General features: G+C 36.8%; 16 protein-coding genes. 6 read left to right on the forward strand and 10 right to left on the reverse strand.

Translation table 11 applies throughout. The annotated features are described in order from the left end of the window. Window positions 1–61 precede the first annotated feature (61 nt). The 7 genes from AABK36_RS24475 to AABK36_RS24505 all read right to left on the reverse strand — a co-directional run bounded on the left by AABK36_RS24475 (window position 62) and on the right by AABK36_RS24505 (window position 8296). A complete protein-coding gene (locus AABK36_RS24475) occupies window positions 62–1129 on the reverse strand; it encodes a hypothetical protein (protein WP_309942799.1) in 1068 nt (355 codons plus the stop codon). Window positions 1130–1472: 343 nt separating this feature from the next. Beyond that, the gene (locus AABK36_RS24480; protein ID WP_309942797.1) at window positions 1473–1973 is read right to left on the reverse strand and encodes a hypothetical protein; all 501 of its coding nucleotides are present in this window, start codon (window positions 1971–1973) and stop codon (window positions 1473–1475) included. After that, window positions 1933–2103 carry a hypothetical protein gene (locus AABK36_RS24485; RefSeq protein ID WP_309942795.1) on the reverse strand — a complete coding sequence of 57 codons (171 nt, stop codon included), beginning with the start codon at window positions 2101–2103 and terminating at the stop codon, window positions 1933–1935. Before AABK36_RS24485 ends, AABK36_RS24480 begins: the two co-directional genes overlap by 41 nt. A gap of 37 nt (window positions 2104–2140) precedes the next feature. After that, on the reverse strand, window positions 2141–2674 hold the full coding sequence (locus tag AABK36_RS24490) for a hypothetical protein (RefSeq protein ID WP_309942794.1): 534 nt from the start codon (window positions 2672–2674) through the stop codon (window positions 2141–2143). Window positions 2675–2898: 224 nt separating this feature from the next. Beyond that, the gene (locus AABK36_RS24495) at window positions 2899–3384 is read right to left on the reverse strand and encodes a hypothetical protein (protein ID WP_309942792.1); all 486 of its coding nucleotides are present in this window, start codon (window positions 3382–3384) and stop codon (window positions 2899–2901) included. 270 nt (window positions 3385–3654) lie between these two features. Further along, window positions 3655–4242, reverse strand: a complete 588-nt coding sequence (locus AABK36_RS24500; RefSeq protein WP_309942791.1) for a GAD-like domain-containing protein — start codon at window positions 4240–4242, stop codon at window positions 3655–3657. Further along, entirely contained in the window at window positions 4226–8296 is a 4071-nt protein-coding gene (locus tag AABK36_RS24505; protein ID WP_309942790.1) for a polymorphic toxin type 15 domain-containing protein, read from the reverse strand. The genes AABK36_RS24500 and AABK36_RS24505 overlap by 17 nt, the downstream gene beginning before the upstream one ends. Before the next feature lie 120 nt (window positions 8297–8416). Between AABK36_RS24505 and AABK36_RS24510 the strand changes: the two genes are divergently transcribed. Then, window positions 8417–9775: an ATP-binding protein gene (locus AABK36_RS24510; protein WP_309942789.1), complete on the forward strand. Its 1359-nt coding sequence runs from the start codon at window positions 8417–8419 to the stop codon at window positions 9773–9775. A 137-nt stretch (window positions 9776–9912) separates the two neighbouring features. On the opposite strand, the gene AABK36_RS24515 is transcribed toward AABK36_RS24510, so the two are convergent. From AABK36_RS24515 to AABK36_RS24525, 3 genes are all read right to left on the reverse strand, one after another. Then, window positions 9913–10635, reverse strand: coding sequence for a DNA/RNA non-specific endonuclease (locus AABK36_RS24515; RefSeq protein ID WP_309942788.1), 723 nt, complete (start codon window positions 10633–10635; stop codon window positions 9913–9915). Between the two features lie 383 nt (window positions 10636–11018). Further along, a complete protein-coding gene (locus tag AABK36_RS24520; RefSeq protein ID WP_309942786.1) occupies window positions 11019–12005 on the reverse strand; it encodes a bestrophin family protein in 987 nt (328 codons plus the stop codon). A gap of 865 nt (window positions 12006–12870) precedes the next feature. Beyond that, a complete protein-coding gene (locus AABK36_RS24525) occupies window positions 12871–16377 on the reverse strand; it encodes a hypothetical protein (RefSeq protein ID WP_309942783.1) in 3507 nt (1168 codons plus the stop codon). A 529-nt stretch (window positions 16378–16906) separates the two neighbouring features. Here AABK36_RS24525 and AABK36_RS24530 point away from each other — a divergent pair. The 5 genes from AABK36_RS24530 (at window position 16907) to AABK36_RS24545 (ending at window position 26498) form a co-directional block, all read left to right on the forward strand. After that, complete coding sequence (locus AABK36_RS24530) at window positions 16907–19483, forward strand: hypothetical protein (protein ID WP_309942782.1); 2577 nt, start codon at window positions 16907–16909, stop codon at window positions 19481–19483. Between the two features lie 117 nt (window positions 19484–19600). Beyond that, complete coding sequence (locus tag AABK36_RS24535; protein ID WP_309942780.1) at window positions 19601–24103, forward strand: T9SS type A sorting domain-containing protein; 4503 nt, start codon at window positions 19601–19603, stop codon at window positions 24101–24103. A gap of 210 nt (window positions 24104–24313) precedes the next feature. Then, window positions 24314–24694 carry a putative signal transducing protein gene (locus AABK36_RS25445; RefSeq protein WP_309942779.1) on the forward strand — a complete coding sequence of 127 codons (381 nt, stop codon included), beginning with the start codon at window positions 24314–24316 and terminating at the stop codon, window positions 24692–24694. A gap of 89 nt (window positions 24695–24783) precedes the next feature. After that, window positions 24784–25872, forward strand: coding sequence for a leucine-rich repeat domain-containing protein (locus AABK36_RS24540; protein WP_309942778.1), 1089 nt, complete (start codon window positions 24784–24786; stop codon window positions 25870–25872). Between the two features lie 107 nt (window positions 25873–25979). Then, window positions 25980–26498 carry a hypothetical protein gene (locus AABK36_RS24545; RefSeq protein ID WP_309942775.1) on the forward strand — a complete coding sequence of 173 codons (519 nt, stop codon included), beginning with the start codon at window positions 25980–25982 and terminating at the stop codon, window positions 26496–26498. Window positions 26499–26640: the final 142 nt, after the last annotated feature.

Raw genomic sequence — 26640 nt, forward strand, 5'->3', positions numbered from 1 at the left:
ATTTGACCGTTTGTCAATCTCATAATTAAGAAAATAAGGGCAAGCCAAAACTTGCCCATTTCTAAATATCAAGTGCCTTTTGTGCTTGTGCTTGTGCTAAGAACTCTTGATTTCCAATGTTGAGATGCCAACCTGAGTAGGCTTTTGTCTGTATCATCCAATCAAATAAAGTAGGCAAATCACAATTCAAGTCCAAAGGCTTATAGCTATCAGGCACATACTTTCTATCCGTTTTAATCAAATACATACGAGTTTTACCATCGACTATTCTCCATGCCATAAAATGGTTTGGATAAGCAGGGTCATCGCTCTCTGTATGTGCCCAAACGTTTATTTTCATTAATTCGGGATAAGAACTTTCGTTTAAAGTCTCACTTTGATATTCCCAATATTCTCCAAGTGCTTGCTTGTTGTTAGAACCTCCTTTATCCAGCCATTCATGGTATCTAAGAAAGTCCAATAGATGACGATCATCTCCAATAATCGTTCTAGGGGGGAGAACATTAAGAATATCTGTTCCAAAAACACGATATCCAGGGAAGATAGAAATCAATATATTTTTTTCTTTGATTCTATAAGAAATTGTTGCTCCTCCCACTTCCATATAAAAAGCCAATATATCGTCGGGCAATGTGTCATTGCGTTCGTCTTCAACACATTCCATTTGCAAAAGGCTTTTTTGACCAAATACGGACAAGGAAAGGCCTTCTACTTTTTGATTAAAATTTTCGTTGAATGTCTTATATAGTTTTTTCCTGAATCCGAATTGGGCAAATGTTTTTGATTTGTTCTCAAGCTGCTCGACTTCCTCTCTGAAAGAAAATTTGGAAAAATCAGCTTCGGGCAATAAGTATTCCATCATTCGGAAAAAACCATTGTATCTTCTTTTGATATTTTCCGGTAGACTTTCAGCAACAAAAGCTTGCCAAAGCTCCATGCCTCTTGTCATTTCAAATAAATCATAATACTCTTTTAGATTTATTCTCAATGGACATAATTCGCCATCTTGGAACTTATAATATAGCTTATAATCTCCTTTTTGATCAATACGAATCAGTGTAGTGGCATCATGTCCAAAACCTCTGCTTAAAATTCTATATTCTGGATTATTGGGCAAGAATTCACGCAAAGCACGAGAACCATAGCCTATTTCAGTGCTTTCTGTATAATCCCAAATGTAATCTGATGCTAAATCTTCACCAGAAGCGTTTATACATCTTCCAAATTTTTCTTCATCCTCTCTGTAAAACCAAGTTGATCTTAAATGCCATGCATCAAATGCGAAAACCTCTTTTAATTCATTGTTAAAAACGATATTACATTCTATGAAATCATCCTCATATGCTTTGTGATAATCATCAATAGATTTAAATTTAGTCTTTGTTAGTCCTGAATAAAATATCGGGTTTTATAATTTGAGTTATCTCTAATTTTAACTCCATCAAGCTTCAATCTTTCTTCTCTATTCATAATTAAAATTTCAGTACATTTGAAGAGTGCATTTCTTTTAAACGATCGACAAATCTTATATATCCATCTTGTTTTCTTTCTTCAATATTATTGGTATTAAAATAAGTCTGCAACCATGAACTATTGCTTCCATTGATGACATTCTTAAGATCATCCGCATTGACTTTAAACCATTCTTTGAAAGTACCATGTATTTTTTCAGCTGAGTCAAGACTTAAACCACCCCTAGCAATAAAGAATAGTTTGATACGTGCGATACTATTGTCCACATCATAATGCTTACTTCCAAATTGTGGAATTTCGGCATTAACCCAATCATTTTTCACATCATGAACAGGCAGTATATATGGACTTGGAACATTTTGAGGCCTCTTATTCTTATTAGGCATCCATTTTTTTGTATTATCGTCAAAATCATATGTCCAAGCTGTGAACTTAATGTCTTTGGCATAAGAAGATATTTCAGGAAGTATCTTCAAGCTTGAAACGTCTGTCATCATCATCATAAGTGGTATTTATTTCCCATACGACCGTTTCTTTATCCCAGCTCTCCTCATAATTGAGACCTTGTCGTTCCAATACTCGATGCGGTTTTATAAAGATACTGGTACTGAAATTAAAATCCCGACACATCAGCATCGGGATTTGTGATATAAATAATACGATTGGGTTATTTATCCTGCCAATAATCTTCTTTAGAATCATCATCAACAGGCTCTATAAAACGTTGGGTTTCTACAAAGTCTCCAATGGTTTCGAAGGTAATATTGTTTTCTCCAGGACCTTCGCCCCATTCTTCTTTAACTAACATAGGATCATCGAAATAATAATTTTTTGCAAATTTCCATAGACTACCTTCTTTAATTATGAAAAAGCAATCCATAAATCTAATCCTCCTTTTAGTGATAGGGTTCACTCCTGTTGTATAAGCCACATAGACATCGCCATATTCAGATCCTGCATAGTGACTTAGCTTAAGAAGTTTTCGAGGATTAGACATTTCAATATCTTTATATTGGTCATAATAACTTGCCTCTTGTTTTGATCTTCCACTTACAATTTTATTCTTAAATTTTATAGTACAATAAGTATTTAACTTTTTTAGCTCTGATTCGAAAATATCATCACTAATTTGACATGCAGAATATTCTGTAATTATTTCTTGATAAAATACTTCATTTATAAAATCTATTACTTTTTTCATTTCTTATTTTTTTAAATAATCAGCTAAATATGAATCAATTTCTATCCTAATAGGCTTTTTTGGCAAAAGCTTTTTAATTCCTGAGTTAGAAATTAAATTACTTCCAATTCCATTTTTTCGAATAGATTTAATTATATATTCAACATTCATACATGTCTGTGGAATACTTTTATGTTGTAAATTTTTATTTATTTCTTTAAGCTTATCTTTAAGTTTATCTCCTTTTAAATTAGCTGCTTTAGATAATTCATTTTTAAGTATATCTGTGAGGTTATTTGTATATCAAATGTGGCAAAATCGGCATTATAAGCAGCTTTCATTTCATCCTCAATATCCTCCATTGTCGCTCTTAAATTCTTTTCTGCTTTGCCCATCTCTTTTACATTGTAATCTTGAGAGGTGATCAGCAAATTAAGAGCTTTTTTATTACCAGGGCCTAAGAATGTATCAGCTAGTACATGAGAGGCACTAAACACAAAGTCTTCAGGGATTTTTTTGAACTTATCGGATTCTTTAACTTCCTTATGTGCTGTATCCTGTACTGCAGAATCTACATGACTTCGAGTATTTGGCTCTTTGATTACCACATTTTCACCCAGTACAGTATGTTCTATCATTTTAGCTCCATTTACATCTTTTAATTTGATTTTGATAGTGAAGTCTCTCTGCTGTTTATTGCCATTGACTTGTGCATTATGATACCCTTTCATGATAAAAGTTGAATCTTCGATGCTGAATTCGAAATCATCAATATTATAGTCTTTATGATTTCTTACCAGATTAGCTCCGATATGCTTTCTTCTGTCTGGAATTTCTTTAGGTTCTAGCTTGTTATACTCTGTTGTTTTATCAAGACGACTCTGCGAAGGTTGTTGATCATCAAATCTTTTAATATATCCGGAGGAATTACTTGTTTCACCAACAAAAAAACACTAACTGATAAGCTAGTGTAATTCTGTATTTATTTAACCTTTGAATGTTTATAATTGAGCAAGTATAAAAAGGTGAGGTAATAGCTTCTGCAATTGTAAATTATCTCTTGATTCTTCTCCTCCCAGAGCTAATGAAGGAACAAATACTGCGGCTTCATCATGTTTTATCAATTTGAATTTTTCAACTGCATTTTGTTCCATTTTTCCATAAAAATCCTTTTCCCATAACCAATTTGATGTAACATCAAAATTTAAAAAAACATCTAAGCTATTACTTTTATACGTTTTTGTCCTTGTATGTATATTGAAATGAACAATATTTGGTCTTTTAGCAACTTCTACCCATTCCCATAAAAAAAGATTACCTGTAGCAGTTCTTGCAAACACTATAGCTCTATTGTCTATTTCTTTAAATTCTCTTACTATATCAGTGTATAGATCGGGGTTGACAATCCAAAATAACCCATTTTCATATCCTGAAAAACCTATGTTTTCCCATATATCAATTATTATATCATGATTATCATCAGGTCCTTTAATTAAGTCTTTGTATTTAGACAAAGTAATATCAGGCACCTCTTCATTATAAACTGGGGCACCCATTATTTCTAAAAAATCACTATATGACTTCTCCATTTTTCAAAGTTATTTTAATATTCATACTAGCATTGGCTGCAAATTTTTTTGTTTCGTTTTCTTTTTTCTTTATTTCATTTATTTGATTTCTTGTATTTATATTCAATTTTTTAGCTCGACTTCTCCATTGTGCTCCTATCCACCTGTTCACAGGTGAATCTCCCAGTATACCAAGATCTTCAATATCTTTTTTAGATTTTATTTCGCCTTTTAATTTAACCCACTCATGATATCTAGAGCTTACAATAGGATCACCTCCAGCTATTTGATCTGGGTTATGAAGAACAGACTTACCTGACAAATATGCTTCAGCATATTCATTAGCATCTTTTTGAATTTGATCAATCTTTTCTCTACCAGATAAGTTTTTATACTTTTCTTTTAATTCTGAGTTTGATCTAGATTTTTGTATATATATTTTGATTAAATCATTTTTTAATAACGCTTCAACTACTTTTATGTCCTTGTCTCCTTCTGGATCCCTTCCACTAGGATATTTTTTTCCTTCACTTTTATCTTTTTCTCGTCTATCTATAAAGCTTTGATGGTTATTTAACCAATAATTAGCTTTCATTTTATTTATTTCTGTTTTCTGTAGTTCAAGTTGACGTTTGTATTCAATTTTATATTTTATAAATAAATCATTTTTCACTTCATCATTGCTATAATTTTTCATTGGCTCTAATGATTTAGTAGGTACTCTAAAAATGATATTATATTCTTCTAATTTAAATGATTCACCCTTACTTTCAGATGCCACTTCCATACCTGGTTCTTCTCCCCGGCTAGCTCTCCAATCGTACACCCATTTTTTTCCTTTTTGGACAGGGGTTATCGATTTAAATATTGGGTATTTCTTCTTTGTTTTTTTAGCGACACCTTGGGCTTGTTTTTCAGTTAGTCCAACATTTGTATTAGATTCCTTTTTTTCTAAAGTATGAAGATAATCCAAGCCTTTTTTTACTTTATCATCATGGTCTTTTTTGTTCTTGGACTTCTCAACGTCCTTCTTCTTAGGCTTCGACTTGTCTTTATTAACAGAAGATTTTCCACCTTTGAATTTCTTGATTTTTTTGATGAACCAATCGATGATGTTGTCGATGGTTGGTTGTATTTTCTTTTTGACTTTGTTGATGATCTTCTTGATTTTACCGACCACGCCTCCAAGGTTGAGGAGCTTGGCAAGGAATCCTAAAATAATCGGTATGGTCTTCGACAAGGATGCTTCAATCGCTTTGCTGGCCGCAGCGATATTGCCTGCGGCGATGGCTGCCACGGAGTCAAAAACAGATTCTGCAAAACTGATGATTCTTTGGAAATTATCCATAAAGAAAGTGACTACCTTATAGATAGTTTCGGCAACTTTAAGCAGTCCTCCGACAGGGTTGGTCATCGCGACAATGGTCTTGACTCCTTCGGTCACTACTTTGGTGATCGCCCACTCTTTGAGTCCGTCGATAAAGGCGACTTTGACTTCTTCGGCTTTTTCCTTGAGCATATCCCAAAGCACCACGAGTCCGCCTTCTCTAACCTGCTTAATGATCTCTATGCTTTGCTCCGCCATTTCGATGCCTTTGGCTACTTTAGGGCCTCCTTTGGCGATAATTTGCGCCTTGATCTGTTCCCAGCCAAGTCCCATGACCTGCAAGGCCAAGTCGAATATGCCCTGCAAGTTGAACTGCTCCGGCATGTTGATGGACATCTTGCCCGTAGCGCCTGTCAACCAGCCTAAAAACCCTTCTTTAAGATGGCCTTGGATATTGTCTTTGAAGTTGCCAACTCCCGCGGATACGGCGCTAAGCACATTCTTGATGAAGCCTGCGGGATCAGCGAAAAAGGCCTGCACAGCTCCTTTGCCTTTCTCAAAAACAGATATGACTTTCTTAGGATCAACGCCGATCTTCTCAAAGAGCTCCTGAGCGAATAGCATAACCGCTTTCTCGGCCATGTCGCCCGCTTTATCCAACAGGCTTTTATTCTCTTCGATGATCTTGTCGATTTTCGCCTGTACTTTCTCGACCGCTTTTTTCTGTTTTTCCGCTAGTGTCTTTTTCAGCTCGGCCGCTTGTGTATTCACTTCCGCGGACAAAGCTTTCAATTGCTTCCTGATCGCCGCCGCGCTTTCGCCGATGCCTGTTCTCACCGCTTCCGGCAAACTCTTTTGATAAATGTCTATCTCCTCATGAGCTCCGCGTATGATGTCCTTGCACTCGTCGATTACCGACTGATTGGAGGCCGTGATCTCGGCGATGGCCTGATTGACGCTGGATTCGAAACGCGCTTTTTCCTGCGCGAACATAGCGCTCATGCCGGGAACATCCTCAATGCTCACTGTCAGCTTGCGCCACCAATCGACAATGGCATTGCTTTCTTCGTAATACTTGGTCGAAATAGCTTCCTGTTTGCGTTCCACATTGGCAGAAAATACCGCTTCTGCTTTGGCGACCCTGGCTTCAAATTTCTTCATGGAATCGCCATTGAGGATCTTGAGCTTGTCTTCGACTGTCTTCTTGGCTTTGCCGAATATGCCTTCTATATGCTCGGTTGCTTGCTTTTTTTGTGCTTCAAGCGATCCTTTTCTTGTTTTCTGCTCATAGGATACATTGCCTAGCCTGCGTTTACGCCCGTCAATAATTTTTTTCTGACCGTCCTTGGACATTTGCTCAAGCTCCTGATCCGCCTGAGCGGACAAGCCTTGAGCGGTGGAGAGTATATCATCTCTTTGAGAGACATTTTGAGATTCCAATGCGTCAAGGTCCTTGACCATCAAAGCCAATGGGGTATCTCCTAATTCCTTTACAGCTTCCTTGTTGATGCCAGCTTGCTCAATGATGGACTGGCCTGCTTGAGCGTAAGCCTGCATGTCCAGATGTTTTTCAGTCATGCTCGGCACCAATCCTTTGCCTATTCCTTCCTTTTCAGCCGCCGATGGCTCCATAGAAGGCAATGGCTCCGAAGCAGGAGCTGGGTCAGGCGTTTGTTGATTTTTGATCGCTCCAAAAGCGCCTGTCACTTCACCAGACTGGGAACTGATCTTGGATTTCATGGAAGCCGTCATTTGCCTTGCCGTTCCTCTGCTTCTGAACTCCTTGACGTCTTTCACGGTTTTAGGCAAAGATGAACGCATGCCTTGCTGCAAAGATCTTTTGCCATCGGAAGCCGAAGGTTTGTTAGGCGATACGCTTTTCATGCCAGCGACCAAAGAAGCGTTGGCTTTCGCCTGCATTTCCTCCGGTTGCGTTACCAAAGATTTTTTAATTTGCGAAGCTTTCTTTTCAGTGTTTTCCGTTTTCTTTTGAGCGGAAGCTTGCGTGTTTATCTTCTTATTGGAAATAGAAATGGCTTTTTTCGATTCCGCCGCCAAGTCAATTTTCACAGCATTTACTTGAGGCACTATGATTTCAGAAGCTGACTCTTCAGGTGCTTCCTCCTTCGTAGTTTCTTTACTGTTTGTTGACAGCAATGTGTCGTTTTGCGGAGCGGATACTTTTGGCGCCAACATAGGAGCTTGAGTATTAGGCGTGGCTGTTTTTGTAGTATTTGGCTGAGGTGAAGAATCCGGAGCTGTGGATGTTGAAGCCTGCTTGCTATCTGTAAGCTGAGGCGCGTTTTCTTTTTGAATTTCAGTTTCGCCATTCAAAAAGTCTGATTCTTCGATTTCTTCCTTCTTGTTATCGTCAAGTTGATTGTCTAATTCATTTTCTTGATTGCTTTCAGATTGTTGCTCGTCTTTGGAAGAATTGGAAGCAAGCCTAAGGCCGTATTTTTCAGCCATGGTATCCTTAAAAGTCTTTGTCGGAGCAAGCTTAGGCAAGCCGTATTTTTCCTCCATGTTTTCTTCCAAAGACTTGGGACGTTGCGGCATATTGTAGCCGTACTTGACCGCTATATTTTCTTCAAGGGAACGACCTGCGGCCTCTACATCCGTTCCGTATTTTTCAGCCACGGAAACTGTCATTTTCCTAAGGCTACCATCTTCCTCATTATACAAAGGGGATGGTTTGTTTGCTTGCTGTGGCTTGTAAGCCATCGCATATTCCTTTTCTTCAGCCATTCTGTGAGATCATCTGAATATTAAAAAATAATGACAAATATATGAAAAATTAAAATAAATAAGGAGTTTATATTATTTTTAACCTATAAATAATAAACGCACACTTTAATATATACAACAATGTCTTTTTTAGAGCAAGAGCTGAAAAGAGTTTCCGCGTCGATCTCAACACTAGAGGGAATGTCAGATAATAATGACGAACGAGCGATTATCTTTAAAACGCCTAAGACGGGAAGAACATACCAGCACTATAAAATGCTTGTCAAAGGACTTGCAGAGGAGGAAAAGTTTATTATCGCCCTCGCTTTGGCGCCTCATGTAAACGCTCATTATCTTACTCCGCTTATCGCCGTAAGAATGTCAGACCCAGCAGCGGGAGGCTCCTTCGAAAGGGATGGTGCAAGCTCTTTTCAACCGACAGTTTCCACTGTGATGTATTTGCTCAATCAGGGAAAAAGTCCCGACGCAGAGCGAAGCCTTGAAATATTGACTTTATTCGATGCTTCGGCTCCGCTTATTTCCAGAGGATTGATACAATTGGACAGCAAAAGCTCTTGCTTGCTGGACGCTAAGATAGAAATCACCACCAGCGCTCTTCATCGCATGCTATGGGATCGGCCGTATGTGCCGCCGATGAGTGGCGTATTTCCAGCGGAACGTATTACGACGAAACAGGAATGGGACGACCTTGTGGTTGCCAGAAAAACAAAAGCGCAGATGGAAGAGGCTTTGCGATGGCTTAGAACGCATAAAGCCTTGCAAGAAAATGAAACTTTCAATCGAAAGACTTTGCCGGGGTTCAGGACTTTATTTTACGGGCCATCGGGAACAGGCAAAACTCTGGCGGTGACTTTACTGGGCAAGCGAACGGGCATGGAGGTGTATCGGGTGGATATCAGCAAACTAGTGTCAAAGTATATCGGCGAGACGGAGAAAAATCTCAAACGTGTATTCGATATCGCGGAGCAACATGACTGGATATTATTTTTTGATGAAGGGGACGCTATTTTTGGCAAGCGCGTGGATGGCGGTCAATCGAGCAACGATCGTCATTCGAATCAAGAAATCGCTTATTTATTGCAACGTATTGAAAGGTATCCCGGCATGGTCGTCATCGCTACGAACTTGAAGTCCAATATGGACAAAGCTTTTTTGAGAAGGTTTCAATGCATCGTTGAGTTTATGGAGCCCAATGAGCAAATGCGACTTAAGATGTGGGAAACCATTTTTGACGACAGCATGAGCAAGGAGGAAGGCTTGTGCTTTGAGGAATACGCCAAAAGCTACCCACTTACTGGAGGCCAGATCATCAATGTGTTCCATCGAGCAGCAGCATTCGCCTATGACGAGAATGGGGGCATTATCGCTCAAAAGCATGTGGCGGAGGCATTATGCCGTCAGTTGATCTCCATGAACAAGCTTAACGGGCAGATAGAAAGAAAGCTCATGGAACAATGGGGCATGAGGGTGTTTCATTGATGCGAATTTTCGCTTTAATGATGTTGCGATGGCGGATGCTTTGAAAGCCCTAAAAGAGTCCTTTTGAAAGATATGGATATCCATTACCTTTTTTGCCGCTATATAAAAGCAGAACTCTTTCAGGGCTTGGCCGTTTTTTACCAGAATAAATCGAGTTTTGAACGCTTTTCAATTTCTTCAATGGAGGCTTGACAATTGTTGAAGTCTTCTTCTTTGGAAACGCTTTGGTCCATAATCCAACCTTTCTTGACTGTCTTTCCATCATTCTTGTAAATAACCACTTTCCAATATCCGGAAGGAATCACATGAAATTCATCGGCTTCGGGGAGCTTTGGCATTTGCCTTTCATATAGCGGCCCTGAAATGACATAAACCTCTCCATGCTTATCAACAAGCGACCTTACATGTTTTTCAAGTTGTTTCCAAGGTCCTTGATTCAAATTGGCTTTTTGAGGGGTGATATTGGACATATAATTTGCCGTGAAATATTCATCCGTTCCATCCAAACTAGCCAAAGGCGCCTGATGGCCTCTGTCTGTCTCCAAAGCTTCATTCGCTCCTTTGTAATCGGAAGGCTCCAAGGTTTCATCTTTGGACAGCCATGGATCTTTTTTCCAATTTCGAGGTTTGTTTTTTCCACTGATCGATGCTGTGTCCAATCTGTATGCGACCCAGTCGGCAAATTTTGTGGAATCATTGGTTGACATGGCATATAAATCACGAATGATCAAATCATTGCTCAAGGGCGTGCCGTATGGATAATTGCCTTTATAGAAGTGCTTGCAGTGTATTTCTTGACGGTGTTGAGATGAAACCACATGAAATTGAACCAAGCAAATAAAAAGTAAAATATGCTTCATTTTTTTAGGCAATATATAGAATTGAACATTAAGCCGCTATTAATTATTACTTGAACCACTCCGGGCGCAGAACCGCGCGGAGAGGGGAGGGCTAGAAGGTTTGCAGGGGCTCGGTGGATGATGGCAAAGCCAATGGAGGGAGGACGAGAGCGCAGCGACGGAGATACCCTTGCCAAACCATATCGTAACTAGGATGAAATGCTAGGCCTATCTTTCTCCTTTTTTCCTTGCCTCGGGCGTATATCAATCAGCTGGCATTGGCTCACAAGATGTTGTGAGCCAATGGGTGGATCAGGTACGCAGATGGTAACACGCCACGAGGGTCGGCAATGGGACTGATATAACTAATAGATACATTGATAATATCAAGCTTCTAATTTAGATTACATAAGAAACCCATCTATCTCTTCAATCGGCTCAGGAATTTCGGAATCATTTAACATTTCACGGAGATCAATTTCTATAGTTTTTGATATTGAAGTGATTGGCACATCATTATGAGTTCCTTCAAATGGGTTTTCTGAATAATCGCCGATCTTTTCCATTAAAAAAAATACCCAAGCTATAAGACCTGTAAAAAATGGGCATAAGAACAATAACCAAGGTCCTTCATCCTTCATTATATCCATCAGACTAAAAGGCATCAATGCGCATAATACAATTGTTAACCATATAGCAACAGATGCATATTGACGAGGAAAAGGGAAGTTTTTTATTCGTTCGGATTTTCCTTGATCAGCGTAAAAGCTTAAAATCAAACGGTGAAGCTCCATATGCCTAAAGTCTTCAAAATAATTTTCATTTCTTAAGTATTGAAGCCTTTTGGATTGGATGCTTAATATTTGACTCGCTAAATTTGTTTTTCCTTCTAAAGACTTTATTTCATCAGATGAAATATACTGTATTAGCTCACTGTCCAATTCTTTTATATACTTTTCGCAAATTGTGGGCCTATATAAATTATTTAGACGTTCGTTTGTATGCTCCCATCTTCTGCTTAATCTTAATTGATATCTTAAGGCCGTAATCCATGCAATGTGTCGATAAATGAGCTCTCGTCGTACCTCATCTTGACTCTCTCCTTCCACAAAAGAAATTACTCCTGCCCCAAATGTCCTACTGTTGTTCACAATGCTTCCCCATATCTTTCTAGCTTCCCAAGTTCTGTCATATGAACTATTATTTTTAAATCCTAGATAAAAAGCAACTGCTATACCTATAATACTTAAGGGGCCCCAAGGAACCGTTAGATTAAGATTAAATAAATATGAAAGAAAGTAAATAAACAATCCATATAAATTTCCAAGTAAAAAAGGCAAATATGACCTTCTTACCATGAACCAAAATCCATATAATCTCTTAGTATACATTCTAAAATAATTACATTTTATTGATAGATTATATTTATGAAGACAAAAAGTATACCTTGTATCTAATACTATTCCTGCCATTTTGTTGATTCGAATGACAAAGATATCCGATCTAGATACCTCATTCGATTTATTTTTCAGCTAGGGTGACATCTTATATCGATCCTCTTCTTTTTTCCTTGCCTCGGGCGTATGGCAATCAGCTGACATTGGCTCACAACATCTTATGTGCCAACAGGTGGGTCAGATACGCAGGGGATAACAGGCCACGAGAGTGTTGGCGATGGGGAGATGGAATTATAAATCAATAAAAAAACAAGGAATTAGGCTTGTATATGTAAAAAATATTTGCTTTTATCCAAGCACCTTTAATTAGTTGAGCATTTCAAGATATTTGTCTCAACAGTGTTGAGAGTTTTGGCTCATTAACTTTAATATGATCTACTATTTGTGTCGCCTCTGACTTGTCTCAAATGTTGGATTCAATTTCCTATATTCTAATATAGATCAATAAATTCGCTGTTTATTTTTTGAAGAGCTTTTAATCTAGGTTTTTGGATAAATAAAATGACATTTGAGAATTTATTTTTCAAGATCATCAACAGAGAATAATTAAATTCTTAACAAATATATAATAAATTAGTGAGCAGATTTAATTGAATCGTCGGCGCGAGAAAATCATAGGCAGGCAGTGCGAAGCTTTGCTGATCGACGAAGCCGAACGCCATATAACCCGTTAGCAAGGGAGCAGGAAAGTTGGAGACGGGCTAATCCCCAAATGCGAAGTGAGGTTGATTATGCTTTTAATAAAAACTCCTCGCCAAAATCAAATACAGCGAGGAGTTGCTTAACTATTGTTATTTAATTACCAATTCAATAATTGAAGATCTTTTCTTAATTCCTTATTAGTCAAATACTCCGCATCCAATACCATAGGAGTGGTTTTGTCTTTAGGCAATTTTTCCAAATCCAAATAATCTTTAGGTGCTTGGCATAATGGATGATTCAAGCTTGATTTACGATCTTTTGTCTGGTACATCAACAACCACATATTAGGCTCTAATTTCGCCTTTTTATATTTTCTCTCAAGATCAGCTTGGTATGAGCCAGCAATTTCAAAATTATTCATGCCCCAGCCCTCCATTTTTCTCGTCGCTTTCAATAGCTCCTTGACATCTTTCATAGCGTTATGCTCCAACACTATTGTCAATTCATATTTCTTGGCTAGTGAGCAAAACTCTTTATAGCCTGTCATTCCTCTTTTGAAAAATTTGTCAGAAGGTATCAGCATTTTTTTAATACCCATCTTTTGCATGTTTTGCATGATAATTTCAGACATGACCATTCCTTTGTCATAGATTTTTCCCCATTCTATTTCAAAAACAATTTGACGATAACCGTCTATTAAGGATCTTAAGTCAACAATCGCGTCAATATTGTGATCAATTAAAAACTCTCGATCTGCGACGCATTGCTTTTCAGCGCTTTCAAACACATATTTTCCGTTAATCAAAACTCCCCCAAAATGATCAGCAAAATTTTCAATGGAAGCAATATCATTGCTGAGGCTATTCATATTTCTGAGCGCTATCCAGTGCATTTTATTTTCTTGCTTAACTGGGTTAATTGGATTGATTTTCAATGTTTTATTCCCTTTCAATTCCTTGTATTGATAAGGATTAGACATCCAAACTATAGAGTAATCATGAAAAACATCGTCCCACTGATCATAATATCGATTCAATACTTGAAGTTGCGCTACGGGCTTGTTTTTCAATTCATCAATAAACTGAATACTTTGATCTTTGGCATAATGCACTGTGATATTATAATCATTGGCTAGCATTTCGATATTCTTATCTTTCTTGTCTATAACAACATCTTTAGCATAATCAAAAACAGAAGCATTTTGGATAGCCTCTAATATTTCATTTTCCAATGCGCCTCTTCCATCGATAATGAATCGAAGATGCTTTCTATTCATCCAAAGCGATTCTCTTTTTAAGGATTCCGGATTGGCTTTGGCCATGGCATTCGCCTTGATGTTCACCCCGTCAAAATATGTAAAGAACGAAGAATAAGAAAGAATTTTTTCTTTTAGCTGTGTCGTTGTCGAAATATTCAGAAACCTATTTTTACCTAATTCAACAGGATCGTTTTGCGCCAATACATGGAGGCTATTGCTTTCCTTAATTTTTACTTCAAATATTCTTACATCGTATCCGGAGATAGTTGTCTTTGTATTTTTTCCAATCGGATATTGTTCAAAACCACGTGGATAATATCCAACGACATCCTTGATATATGTATCATTAAGCTGAATTTCCTTGATGGATTTTATATCTCCGATATTGGATTTGATTTCAAAATCTTTTTCCTTCATTTCATTATTGAACAAAGCTAAAGTATAAAGACCCTTTTCCTTGCGGTTTGTGATTAGCCCCAAATTTTCGCCTGCTTCGAAAGGCATGCAAGCTTTAGCTTTCTTGTCGATGATACTTTCCAAGTGCTTTACCATATAATATGGCCTTTTAATACCTTCCGGGTACATTAATGTAGGATCGTCATCCCAGCTAAATTCTTGAGGATTTTTATTGATGCCGTTTTCTGTCAACGAAATAATTATATTTCCCTCACCCATACGCATTTCAAACGCCAATACATCGCTGGCATTCTTAGCTAGGATATGGGCATTGGATGGGAGATTCTTTATTGGCAAATAGTCAAATGCCAATGGTTCTTGAATTGCCTTGGAATCAAGATTGACTTTGCTGTTATCAGTCATGCTTACAGGGACTGAGGCGATACTCCATTCGGGCCATAGTTTCTTGGCATTTTGACCCGTTACAATTACTGTCCCGCCAGATTCAGCAAATTTTTCTAATTTATGCCTTTGGTAATTAAAATCATACAATAAATCTCCACCTACAATCATCAATTGATAACGATTCAAGATTTCTTGCTCAGCGTCGCTGAATATAGCATCCACTGCATCTCCATACGGTGTTTCCGTCATCCCAAAGCTAACATTTTCATATTTGCCTACATTTTGATATCCGGGATAGAATTGTGAAAACAGATTATCAGTAAAGTAATCGCCCTTTGAATATGGGAGATTGGTCCAGCTAGTAAACTCTTTTCTTTTTGTGTTAGGTGTTCTCCATCCATTATAAAAGTCCATATAGAATGCAATTGGCGTAATATGAGCCCCTGGATCAGGATGCTTGTCAACAAATTCACCAACAGATTTGACTAATTGTCCCGCTGGAGACAATTTTTTTTCCTTCTTGGCAACAGGTTTCCCATTTTTGTCAGCGACTCTATTTTTATCATAGTAAGCTCCGAACTCATAATTCATCACGACTCCATTGTACATATAGTTGCTATAAATCAGTCTTCTGAATAAACTCAATGAAGATCCTCGATCACTTGATGACTGAAAATACATTCGCAAAGCCTTATAAGCCTTGGCTGTGGTTGGATAGCTCTTTGGATCAGGAATAAGTTCTCCATACTCCTTTATAATTTCATGTTTTGCCCAATTCTTGTTCTCCTCGGACAGAAATCCCATATTTCCATGGGGAGTTGTTCCCGAGAAACCCATTCCCAGCAATATTCCATATTGTTTGGATGCTCCTCTAAGAAAGACATAATGCACCAAAGGGTTTACTTTCCCTCTGTAAAATGTTTGCGCTTCGCCAATTGTGGCTATGCCCTCTTTCATTAGATAATGAGAGGTTCCTTCATTGACATGCAACACCACTCGGTTGCCTACATTATTGCCATAGTATTCGAAATACCTCTGATAATCCATGTATTGAAGCATATGATCCCTGGACATAGGAGAAATATGGCTCGGCGAAAGGTTCAGATAACTTGCATCGCTTTCTCCAAATTGCAATCCCAAGAATTTAGGGCCTGCCAAATTATACAGTTCGGTGGCCACATCGGAATAAGAGCCTTCCACATGGGCACGCTCGTTATAATTTTGATATGCCACCTTAGGCGTTCTGAATATTTTATAACCCGCAAGTTTCAATGTGTGATCGCTGTCTTTTATCCATTTGGCTAGCTCCTTATGCTTGGGCAAAAGGCCATTGGCAACCACCTTTTCTTCTATCCGCAAAGCAGTCCCTCCGGAAATATCTCCATTTGGTTTAAAATGCTTATTGCTGAAGCTTTTTTGTTGAAACTGCATTTTGTTTTGAAACAAGTCTCTCGTCGCAGGGGGCGAAGGTCTTCGTTTGTTTATAGGATAATCCATAGGAGATACTTTGTAAGGATAAATCCTGAGAGAGTTTTCCTGCTTTTCTTGCGCCAGCAAGGTAAAGCTAAAGCATATCATGAGTAAAATCGACAATAAATACCTCATAATTTTAAGTTTAAAGAATAGCAATGCATAAATATTGATCACGCCTAATTTTTATATTCTTAATTATTCTCCTTTGTATTCACTTCAGAGGAAAATGAAATAGTATAAACATGAATCGTGATAATGTCTATTGCATTTTAAAAAAAATCGATTCAAAGCCTTTGAGTCAAATCCCCATTATTTCGAGCATCATTACAGAAATCGAAACCCAAATTGCCTATGCCTTAAAGGTCATTCTTATTTTATAAAAACATGAAAGCATGTGTTGCAAATATCAGCACTAAAAGTTGCAAGTGCCCATTTAGTGCTGAAAATTAACACAAATAGCACTTTTATTCTGAGATCATTTATTAAATCGTTAGAAAAACTATGCAATAATTAAAAATATAACATTTAATGAGGTGATTTTTTGTAATTAATCAAAATAAAAGCTAAAACTTATGCTTTTTATTATGAATATGTCAGGGTGATGATCAGTCTTATCGAATATTAAGTAAGCTTAAATACTTATAATATAAAACTTATATATATGGGACAGTCATTTTTTACAAAACCGATACGGTTTCTATTTTTTATGAGCTGTATTGTCTTGACAGTGTTTTTTATTAGCTCTTGCGATAAAGACGAAGAAATGGGAGCGCCTCCTTCTTCTATCGATTATCAAGAATATATAAATGAAATAGACTTGAAAGAAGCTTGGGAATCATCCGTTCCAAAAGTCGAAGGCACAGGAGCATTTCTATTCCAAATACTGGAAGTAAGAAATGACAAAGGCGAAGCAATCGGAGGAACATTTCTGATTGATCAAAACCATGGAGTTGTAAGCTTAAAAGAGGGAAATCATTTAGCCCCGGGCACATATAACGTTGACGTAATGGTCTCCAATATCGCTGGAGAATATACCAAGGCTAATGCTATAAGTCTTAAGATCAGAACTCCTGAAACGATCGCGCTTGCGCTTACCCCTCGTGAAACGACGCTTTTTATAGACGAAAAGACAAAGCTTCCAATGATGGATGAATGGATTCCTGTCAGTTTGGATAAAACCGATGGAGCTATAATCACTACATCCCCTGAGGAAATGATCACGCTCAATGAAGAAGGCTCATGGGTGCCGTTTGCAGACAAAACATACGAAGAAGGCGAATTAAAAATTGTATTCACAGGAACAAAGGATAAATATTATGAAGCTACAGATACATTGACGATCAATGTAATCGTTGCTTCAGGACCTGAAATTGTTATCACTGGAGAAGGAACACTTTGGACGGACTCCGACAAGCAGGCTCTTACTGACAAAGTGAAAGGCATGCAAATAGTAGCCGTTAATTACAGTACGCTTAAACTTGTGGACGAAGAAGGCAACGACCACCCTGCGTTTGAGTTGGTTGTTCAGGATTATGGTCTTGAGCCTATTTATATCAAGCCTAAATCAGGAGTCGCATTGAGCAAGGAGTCTTACACTTTCAAGATTCAATCACTGGATGAAGAAATAGTAGAAGCAGAGACTGAAGGAGTAATATCAGTAAAAACGACAAAATTCATACTCTCTGGAGAAGTGGAAAAATTAGAGCTTGATGAAAATGGAATAGCATTAGCGAGCAAGCTTGATGCAATAAAAGTCGATGCGCTTGCGGCTCCGGAAGGAATCGAAGCGATAGTATCGGATAATCGTTTTGAATTTGTTGATAATGCTATCAATATTAAGCAAAGCACTGTATTCAGTGATCAAGAGTCTATCCAACTGACGGTTGAAATCAAGTATAACGGAAAAACTATTGCCAGTCAAACAGTCAAGGAATTTATTGCAGTAAAAGAAGCCGCTTTATCCGTATCAGGAACTGCTAAAGTCATCATCAATGGAATCAGCAATGAAGCACTATCAGGAGTACTTGGAGACCTTTCCATTAAATACGCCAATGCTGAAAAGTTGGAGCTGATTGATGAAAAAGGGCTATTCAAATTAAGCGCTGATAATAGCAGTGTAGAACTAATAAATCCAAACACTGCTCTGACTGAGCTTTCATATCCGCTGACATTAAAACTTTACAAAATAGAAACTGATGCTGACCCTGTAATCACTGAAAACATCTCAGTCTTGGTTGAAAAAACAAGCCTTTCGATAACTGGAAATGGAACAGTTACGACTACAGAAGAAGATGTACCTAAAAACAGCGAAGTAGCCGGCTTAAACTTTACCATGAGCCACTATGAAGATCAAGTTGAATATCTCGTTACAAGCGTTAATCCTCAGTCTGATTTCAACTTTATTGACGGAAAACTTCAAGTAAGCGCTTCAACTATTTCCGAGGGTGAATACACGATCCATATTGAGGCAAAACTTAATGGATCGACGATTGCTTCATCCACAGCTCAAGTAACGGTAAGACAAGAAGCTCCGGGAGGTGATGAAGTCTTAATATTCCAATCGACCATGAATATGGAACCATTCCAATATACATTCAAAGAAGGAGGAACACCGTCAAGCATAGGAGAATTCGATACTTACACATTAGATGAAGTCAACGCAATTAAAGGAAATACTTATTGGTTCGAAACTAAAGATGTCGAAACGGATGGTCCATTGAATAGCGGAGAAAAAAGAGGTATGAGCATTGTCATAAGTGCTGCAGGAAGAGACCTTGCAAGTCCAAATGCTTCTATTCATGCGATTGTTTCTCCTACGATAGACTTGGGCTCAAAAACAACGATGAAGGTTGCAATAGATGCTTACTATAGCAAATTAATCAATAATTTTGACGCTGATGGGAACGATGATTATCAATGGATGAAAGTCCTCTTTGTACCTGATAATGAGTATGCTCAAGTAAAAGATAATCTGTCCGAGTCAGATATCAGTAATTGGGTATCGTCAGGCTATGAAGTTAAAAGATTTATTGGAGGGCAAAAACAAGACCTTGGAGAAGGTCCAGTATCCATGGATGCAAGGTTTGATGGAGAAACCCTTGAGAAAAATGTGAACTCCAGTCAAATGCGTGTTGTCATGGTTATTGAGAATACAAGAGATCAAAATGGAAACTCGGGTGCTAATCGATTCAATACTGGAGAGATATCCTTAAGCAAATTAGAAGTGTACGGAAAATAAAAATTAGAATTCATAATCATACTTATATAACCATAGCAAAGGCAAGAAAGATACCTTCTTGCTTTTGTTTTATTTTAAATACCCCTCGTGTTTTTTATAACTTTAACCCTTACCGCTATGGTAAAATTCTTTCGAATATTTGGGTTGGGGATTTGCTTCATATTGATTCATTTGGCATTTAAGCCTTTGTCTACGGAAGCTCAAGTTCCAAAACTCAAAGAAACTGACCTAAGAATATACAAAGACCTTCTCAATCCTGAAGATTACCCTGAATACAATAAAAGGCCCTTGCCTATTCCTACTAGATCAACTCTAGGAGATAGATTGCAATTCGCGATTTCAGGCATTCCCTTCAAAAGATTGTCAGATCAATATTCAGCTTATGGTGGTAAAACATATAGAATAGAAGAAACTGGATTAGCTAAGGAAGATCCAGAATATCAATTTTATAAAGTATTTGCAGATAGCACTTTCAATTTGAGAATCGCAGGATTCAAACCTTTGCGTAAACCTGGTGATCAAAACCATCATGGATTATTTAATAATGCAACAGGATACTCTGAAAGAGTTCAAATGATATATGATTGGCTTGGCCCTAATTATTTAGGAATGCACTTTGGTGAATCTGACGCTTCCTATTTTAATATGGGAGAACAATATACTTTCCCTTTATCCAGATCCAAAGAGTTGCAAGGCAAAGCCTTTAGGAATTATTTCGAATACTATGGTACGCAGACCAATAATTATGTACTTCTTCATTTAAATATGGGAGGTGCCCATCACTTGATGAAAGAAGGCATTGTCAGCTTGGCTGAAGCACAGACATTCTACAGAGGAGAAACCAATCCATTGATACATTACTCATTTATAAGAGGGGCTGGAAAACAATATGGAGTACTTAGTGCGATGGGACATTCCGCAGGAACAGTGAATGCGAACACAGGACAAGAGGCTCCATTTAGCTTGTATAGACGACTAGTTTATTTGAACTACTTATACAATGGAGTGGATCAAACGCAAGAATTTGGAATCCAACAAAGAGATTGGGATCCAAGTCAAGAACTTGTGCCACGTGGAAAAATGATAAGCCATATGGCCAAGTACATTGATCAAAACCCTAATCCCGGAGCTATGGTGACACCAGTCGCCTTATTCATGGATTTCAATGCAGGATGGAGAACACCTGACAAGAGACGCACCACTTTTGACGCTTGGATGAACCTGCCTTACACCCAAGGAGATTATCTCACTGATGGAATATTCTCCATGTTATATCCAGGTTTTGAAAGAATTGGCTTGTATAAAAATTTCCGATATGACCTTACCGATGCTCCCTATGGAGATATGACTGATGTGATTTTGAGCGATGTGAGAGAAGATATACTTGAAAGATATCATCTGGCTATCGTTTCCAGTAAGATAGAAAATGATTTCAAATACATTCGAGCAAAATTGGAAGGCTTTGCGAATAAAGGAGGAAATGTGCTGATAACAGGAGCAAATGCTCAAAAACTTTGGCCTGAATGGAATATTGGCAAGGCAACAACTATAAAATCAGGCAGCAAAGTAAAAGTATTAGGAGCTGATGATATTACAGAATCAGAAAGCTTCGAACTCCATCAAATTGGAAGCCTGCCTACAGGAGCTGAGTTGTTAATGCAATTAGAGAGCAATGATCCTGTAGCTTTTGAAGTGCAGAAAGGCTCAGGCGTTATTACCGTTTTATTAACTCCTTATGGAATTAATAAAAATGAAAAAAGCTTTAATTGGAACCATAATTCGGACGAAAAAGATCCTCAGCCAATGTCTCGTCCATTTGGACTGTTGAAACATGCGGAAGCTTTATATGACGCCAAACTTAAAATGGCCATGCCTTTCACTGTAGGAGAAGGATTGAATCATGTTGTCAATGTGGTTTCTGACACAGAATATCATGTGACGATTTTTAATAACAGCCTGACCCAAAAAGCATTTTCCATTTCTTCCAACATCGGAGAAATTGTTAGTACAGAAGAAATCGATATGGGAGAGAGAGGGATCATGGATGATCCGGAATATTTGCCATATGTCGCATCACAATACAATGTGGGAACCTCAGACGCTTCAAATATACAAGGACATGACGTTCGGATGTTCAAAGTCACTATTGATCCCAAGAATGTTAACACGCTTGAAAATATCGAGGTCAAAGACAATGGTTTGAATAGATTCATTGCGGAAAAAGATTTCCATAACCTTAAAATGAAGCTTAAGTCTTGGGATGCTTTCACCAATGAGTTCTCCGGAGTGAAGCTTGACGGCAATGATTTGCTGAATGCTAGTGAAGAAATCGTAGATAAAGATTCAAAATATTTCAACACCAGAGCTTATGGATTTGTATTCGACTTTAGAGATCTGGAAGCAGAACAATTATCCGATGCCTTTGCATTAGCTAATAACTTCGACCATGCGCATATCATATCAAACGATTTTCCTGAAAAAGTAGAGGAAATTCTTAACAATACATCCATTAACACTTATGTTACCGCTGGGGAAATAGATAAGTTCGTATTTATCAATGAAAATGAAGACTTGTCTAAAGATCTTACCGATAAAATCGTGGTAATCAATAGAGTTTATGAAAATTGGGATGACGTGTACACTGATGCGCAAATCGTTTGGAATGATGAAGAAGGCAAGTTAAGTCCAATACCTGAAGATTCGAAATCGTCACTTATTGGCACTACCAAAAGTGAAAACAGTCTTAAATATCTTTCGTTGCGAAACCTTTCTGACATTCCGAATCGGATCAGCCAAGTTCCTTCTTTCATGGAGCATTTCGGTGGAATCATGTTAGAATCTGATTATATCTACGGTATTTCTGACACAAAAGCATTAGAAGAAAAATCATGGCTGGACAGCAAAAAAATTGATATGATTGTTGATTTCTCCAGTGCTGTGGACGGATTCAGCAAAATGGTATTGGATAAAAGTTGGGATAAAAAATATGACAGAGGAATGGAATACGCGGAGGCTGTTCTTAAGCGAATGAATCTAATGCAACTTGACAAAGTAGTTATCACCGCTCATAGGCTAGGGCAAGGAGAAAATGAAGGGCTTACGGATTTTGCTACGTTGGCTAAAGATCAAAATATAGATGTCTATATCAGAGACACAGAAGATGTATCATCTAAAATCAATGATATCGTCACCCTTCTAAACAATCAAGGGCTTCAAAATGTGCATGTATCTTCATCATACGGATTGGCTAAGAATAATGAAACAATAAAAAAGAACACCTCCATGATTTTCTTATGCCAAATTTCCGGAAGCAAATTGCTTCCTTTAGCTTTAAACAACATGGTGAATATCTCCGAGTTCGAACAAGCAAACAAGATGTTGATTCTTGACGCAGAGTATTTGACATCGGCGGAAATGGTGGAAGATATGACCGAATTTGGATGGGATGTAAACCCAAGGCTGTTTATGAAAGAAGAAGCTGATTATCAGTTTACGCTAAGCACTGACTTCGATGGCGCAGAAAAGTATGAGTGGTATAAAGACAATACCAAACTAAGTGTGACAACATCTACGCTTACGGCCTCTCAAATTGAAGATTTTGGAGTCTACTCATGCGCTATATCCATAGGGAACAGCAAGTTTAAAACTCAAGACTTAACGGTGGATCAAATCACTGCAGTTGTCCCTTCGATCAAAATCAGAAGCCATGAAGGCGAATTTGAGATTCAAGTGCAACCGGATGACGCTCCAACATACACATGGTATAAAGACGACATAGTATTGGAAGGACATCATAGTTCTACGCTTTCAGGGTCTCATTATACAGACTACGGAAGATACTATGCCACATTCGATTATAATGAAGAGTTTTTCCAAACACCTGTTGTGGAAGCAGAGCAAATAGATCCGAACGCTCCGCCCCTTTCCACAAATATCGATAAGGAAACCTTGGTCTTTACGATTAGCACTATTGAAGACGCTCAATCTTATCAGTGGTTTAAAAATGATGAAAAGCTTATGAATCAGACTTCATTTACATTCAAAGGTTCTCAATATACTGATTATGGCAAGTATCATTGTATTGTTACGATCGAGGACAAAGCATACAGGACATATTCAGTAAGCATCGAGCAAAGCCTACCAGAACTTGAACTGGATCTGCAAAGCCCTGAATTTACTATTACCATCAATGCCTCTGGACCATATGCGTATCAATGGTACAAAAATGACAAATCAATCTCGGAAAGCACCGATCAACAAATCAGTGGCAATCAATATGACAACTATGGTATTTATCATTGTGAACTAATCTACAACAACAAAAGAGCAAAATCCAATGCAATAGAAATTGCCAAAGAAGACAAGGTCACCCATTTAGACAAAATCAAGAGTCAATGCCGAATTGTTCCCAATCCTGCCAAAAATCAATTCAGAATTGAAACAGAGAATTATTCTAAAGGCACATGGCATTTATTTGCACTGAATGGAAAAATGATCAAATCAGGAATTATTAACAATCAAAGCGTTTCTGTCATCATCAATGAACTGAGTAGCGGAATTTACATAGTCTCTCTAAATTTCGATAATCATTCCGAAAATCACCGTCTTGTAATCAAGTAAGCTTAATAAATAATCGAATTGCAAAGGAGACAGCGTATTGCTGTTTCTTTTGTTTTTTATTATTGAAGCATATCGCTAGAAAATATTATATATATGACAAAAGATATTAATAATTATGAAATTCATCATTTTGCAGAAACGATTATTAACATAAATTAAATATATATTATTATTCTATAGCAATTTAAGTCTATTAATTCATCATCAACTATGAGCTTATCCGAGCTAATAACTTTAGACAACAGCATATCCGCTAATATGCTGAAAATCAAGCTTGAGAATGAAGGAATCTCATGTGTTCTTCACAATGAGAATTTCACTAATATGATGCCTTTATATTTCAATATGCTTGGCTGTGGGGTTAGAGTTATGGTTCAAACTAAAAATATCAAACGAGCCAGGAAAATTGCTCTAATTAATCCTGATAAATTAAAATGTCCAAATTGTGGATCCACAAAAATCCAAAATTCAGCAACACTGAAAACTAATAAGATATTATTCTCTCTGATCATCATACTGCTTTGTTTGCCCGTAGGCAACCTGCTTACCAATTACTTTTGTGAGATTTGCGATCATCGATTTAAAGAATAAGCATTTATCGATAATAAACTGATTTAGTACTTTTTAATCTTAAAATAGCTAATTATAGCTGAAAAATTAGAACATTAAACTAGACGCCTATGATTTTTCGTATTTACTATTCATTATTAGTTTCGGCCTTAATCTTAATTATTTACTCTTGCGCATCCACAAAACAAGCTTCATCGGATAATAAAGAGTTTGATTTATCATTTATAGATAAAAAAAATAAACCTAAAAAAAAGACTTCCTATGTCGATGCAAATGATAATTTAATCATTGCTGATAGAGTATTATCCTCAAGAATCAAAGAAGAGCTAGGTATCCCAAAAGATTCTCTTATACCAATAACTTCAACTTATAGGATTAAAGAATTAAACCTTGGCTTGGATCGCTCTGCATTGTCATCCCAAAAGATAAAAAATATCGACGCTTTAGCTTACTTTATATATCTCCAAAAGATTAATTTATCATTCAACAATATTAATGATATCACCCCAATACGAAATTTAGATAAATTAACCCATTTAAATTTTCAAAGTAATATTATAAATGACATTTCGCCTATTGCAAACTTAAAAAACTTAGTTGATATCAATTTTTATAATAATAATATTAAGAATATAGATTGCATTGCTGAATTGGAGAGTTTAGAGAAAATCAATTTTTGGGATAATAAAATAATAAATATTAGCGCAATTCAGAGACTTACCAAATTGCAAACAGTCAATTTGGGCAACAATTATATAATTGATTTGTACCCAATTCTGGATTTAAAAGAATTAGAACACTTATGGCTGAATAATAACCTAATTACTAATCCAGAGATAATTTCTAATTGCTCAAAAACTTTAAAAACACTATCGCTAGGCAATTGTGGCATCAGTAACCTTGACTTTTTAAAAAACTGTGAAAATCTGGAGTCGTTAATTATTTACAACAACAATATCAAAGATATTTCATGCCTTTCTAAACTTATCAACCTAAATGTCCTCTACATTCCAAATAATGATATTGATGATATTTCTGTTTTGGCAGTGCTCATCAATGAAGGCGCATTTAGAAGAAAAGGCAAATTCACAGGCGGATTTAATATTGATATATCTAGTAATAACATTAATTACAAATCATCTAAAAACAAAAAAATATTGAATTACCTGTATGAAAACAAAGTAAAAGTAAAGCTATAAGTAGATAGACAGCAATGAAAAGACAACTTTTAGATCCAACATATTTGAAGGTTATGATCCAAAAGTTGATTGTCCAGATTGTATAATTTTAGATGAAATTGAAGTAAATGACAGGTAAGTTGTATAAGATAAATAATGAAGGAAAAGAGTTTTTCCGTTTTATATTAAATGATTCAAAAAAAGGAGCTTATGTCTATGGACCATCAGTATTTTTAATTTATATCATTTTATTTATAATGATAGCTGGTATGACAATTTATGCATTTCTATTTACCTTACTTTTTTATATCCCAATGTTTATGGGAATGTATGTTAGATTCTTCTTAAGAAAAAGAACCGTTAAAAGGACGATTTCATCTATTGAGATAAATAAAACAAATATAAATTTCAAGTTGGAAAAATGGTTTAACTCTCCTGTTGATGCCATTAAGATTAATTACGATGATTTAGAAATTATTAAGGATTGGTCAAATTTCGGATTTACAGACAAACATGACAATTATATTCTACGACTAAAATCTAATCAAAAAATTAAATATTTATTCATTAATAATTTTTTTGATGAAGATGTTCTAAGTGAATTAAAATATCATATAAAGGTCTATAATTTAACAAATAATGATTAAATTTTATTGACGCCATATGGTAAAGTCTTTGACTTGGGGCAAATGTAGGCTGAGAGCTAATTTCTATAAAGCATTATATTCAAAAGCTTGGGATAAGCGAAGAAATCTGTTTTAAGTATTTGACAAGTATAACAGTGTATTC

Source organism: Aureibacter tunicatorum (assembly GCF_036492635.1).
GTDB classification, from domain to species: Bacteria; Bacteroidota; Bacteroidia; order Cytophagales; family Cyclobacteriaceae; genus Aureibacter; species Aureibacter tunicatorum.

Bases quoted from the DNA above. Each gene is read 5' to 3' on its own strand.
- AABK36_RS24480 (WP_309942797.1), bottom strand. From the start codon at position 1,973: ATGATGATGACAGACGTTTCAAGCTTGAAGATACTTCCTGAAATATCT.
- AABK36_RS24485 (WP_309942795.1), bottom strand. From the start codon at position 2,103: ATGTGTCGGGATTTTAATTTCAGTACCAGTATCTTTATAAAACCGCAT.
- AABK36_RS24490 (WP_309942794.1), bottom strand. From the start codon at position 2,674: ATGAAAAAAGTAATAGATTTTATAAATGAAGTATTTTATCAAGAAATA.
- AABK36_RS24495 (WP_309942792.1), bottom strand. From the start codon at position 3,384: ATGAAAGGGTATCATAATGCACAAGTCAATGGCAATAAACAGCAGAGA.
- AABK36_RS24500 (WP_309942791.1), bottom strand. From the start codon at position 4,242: ATGGAGAAGTCATATAGTGATTTTTTAGAAATAATGGGTGCCCCAGTT.
- AABK36_RS24505 (WP_309942790.1), bottom strand. From the start codon at position 8,296: ATGGCTGAAGAAAAGGAATATGCGATGGCTTACAAGCCACAGCAAGCA.
- AABK36_RS24510 (WP_309942789.1), top strand. From the start codon at position 8,417: ATGTCTTTTTTAGAGCAAGAGCTGAAAAGAGTTTCCGCGTCGATCTCA.
- AABK36_RS24515 (WP_309942788.1), bottom strand. From the start codon at position 10,635: ATGAAGCATATTTTACTTTTTATTTGCTTGGTTCAATTTCATGTGGTT.
- AABK36_RS24520 (WP_309942786.1), bottom strand. From the start codon at position 12,005: ATGTATACTAAGAGATTATATGGATTTTGGTTCATGGTAAGAAGGTCA.
- AABK36_RS24525 (WP_309942783.1), bottom strand. From the start codon at position 16,377: ATGAGGTATTTATTGTCGATTTTACTCATGATATGCTTTAGCTTTACC.
- AABK36_RS24530 (WP_309942782.1), top strand. From the start codon at position 16,907: ATGGGACAGTCATTTTTTACAAAACCGATACGGTTTCTATTTTTTATG.
- AABK36_RS24535 (WP_309942780.1), top strand. From the start codon at position 19,601: ATGGTAAAATTCTTTCGAATATTTGGGTTGGGGATTTGCTTCATATTG.
- AABK36_RS25445 (WP_309942779.1), top strand. From the start codon at position 24,314: ATGAGCTTATCCGAGCTAATAACTTTAGACAACAGCATATCCGCTAAT.
- AABK36_RS24540 (WP_309942778.1), top strand. From the start codon at position 24,784: ATGATTTTTCGTATTTACTATTCATTATTAGTTTCGGCCTTAATCTTA.
- AABK36_RS24545 (WP_309942775.1), top strand. From the start codon at position 25,980: ATGACAGGTAAGTTGTATAAGATAAATAATGAAGGAAAAGAGTTTTTC.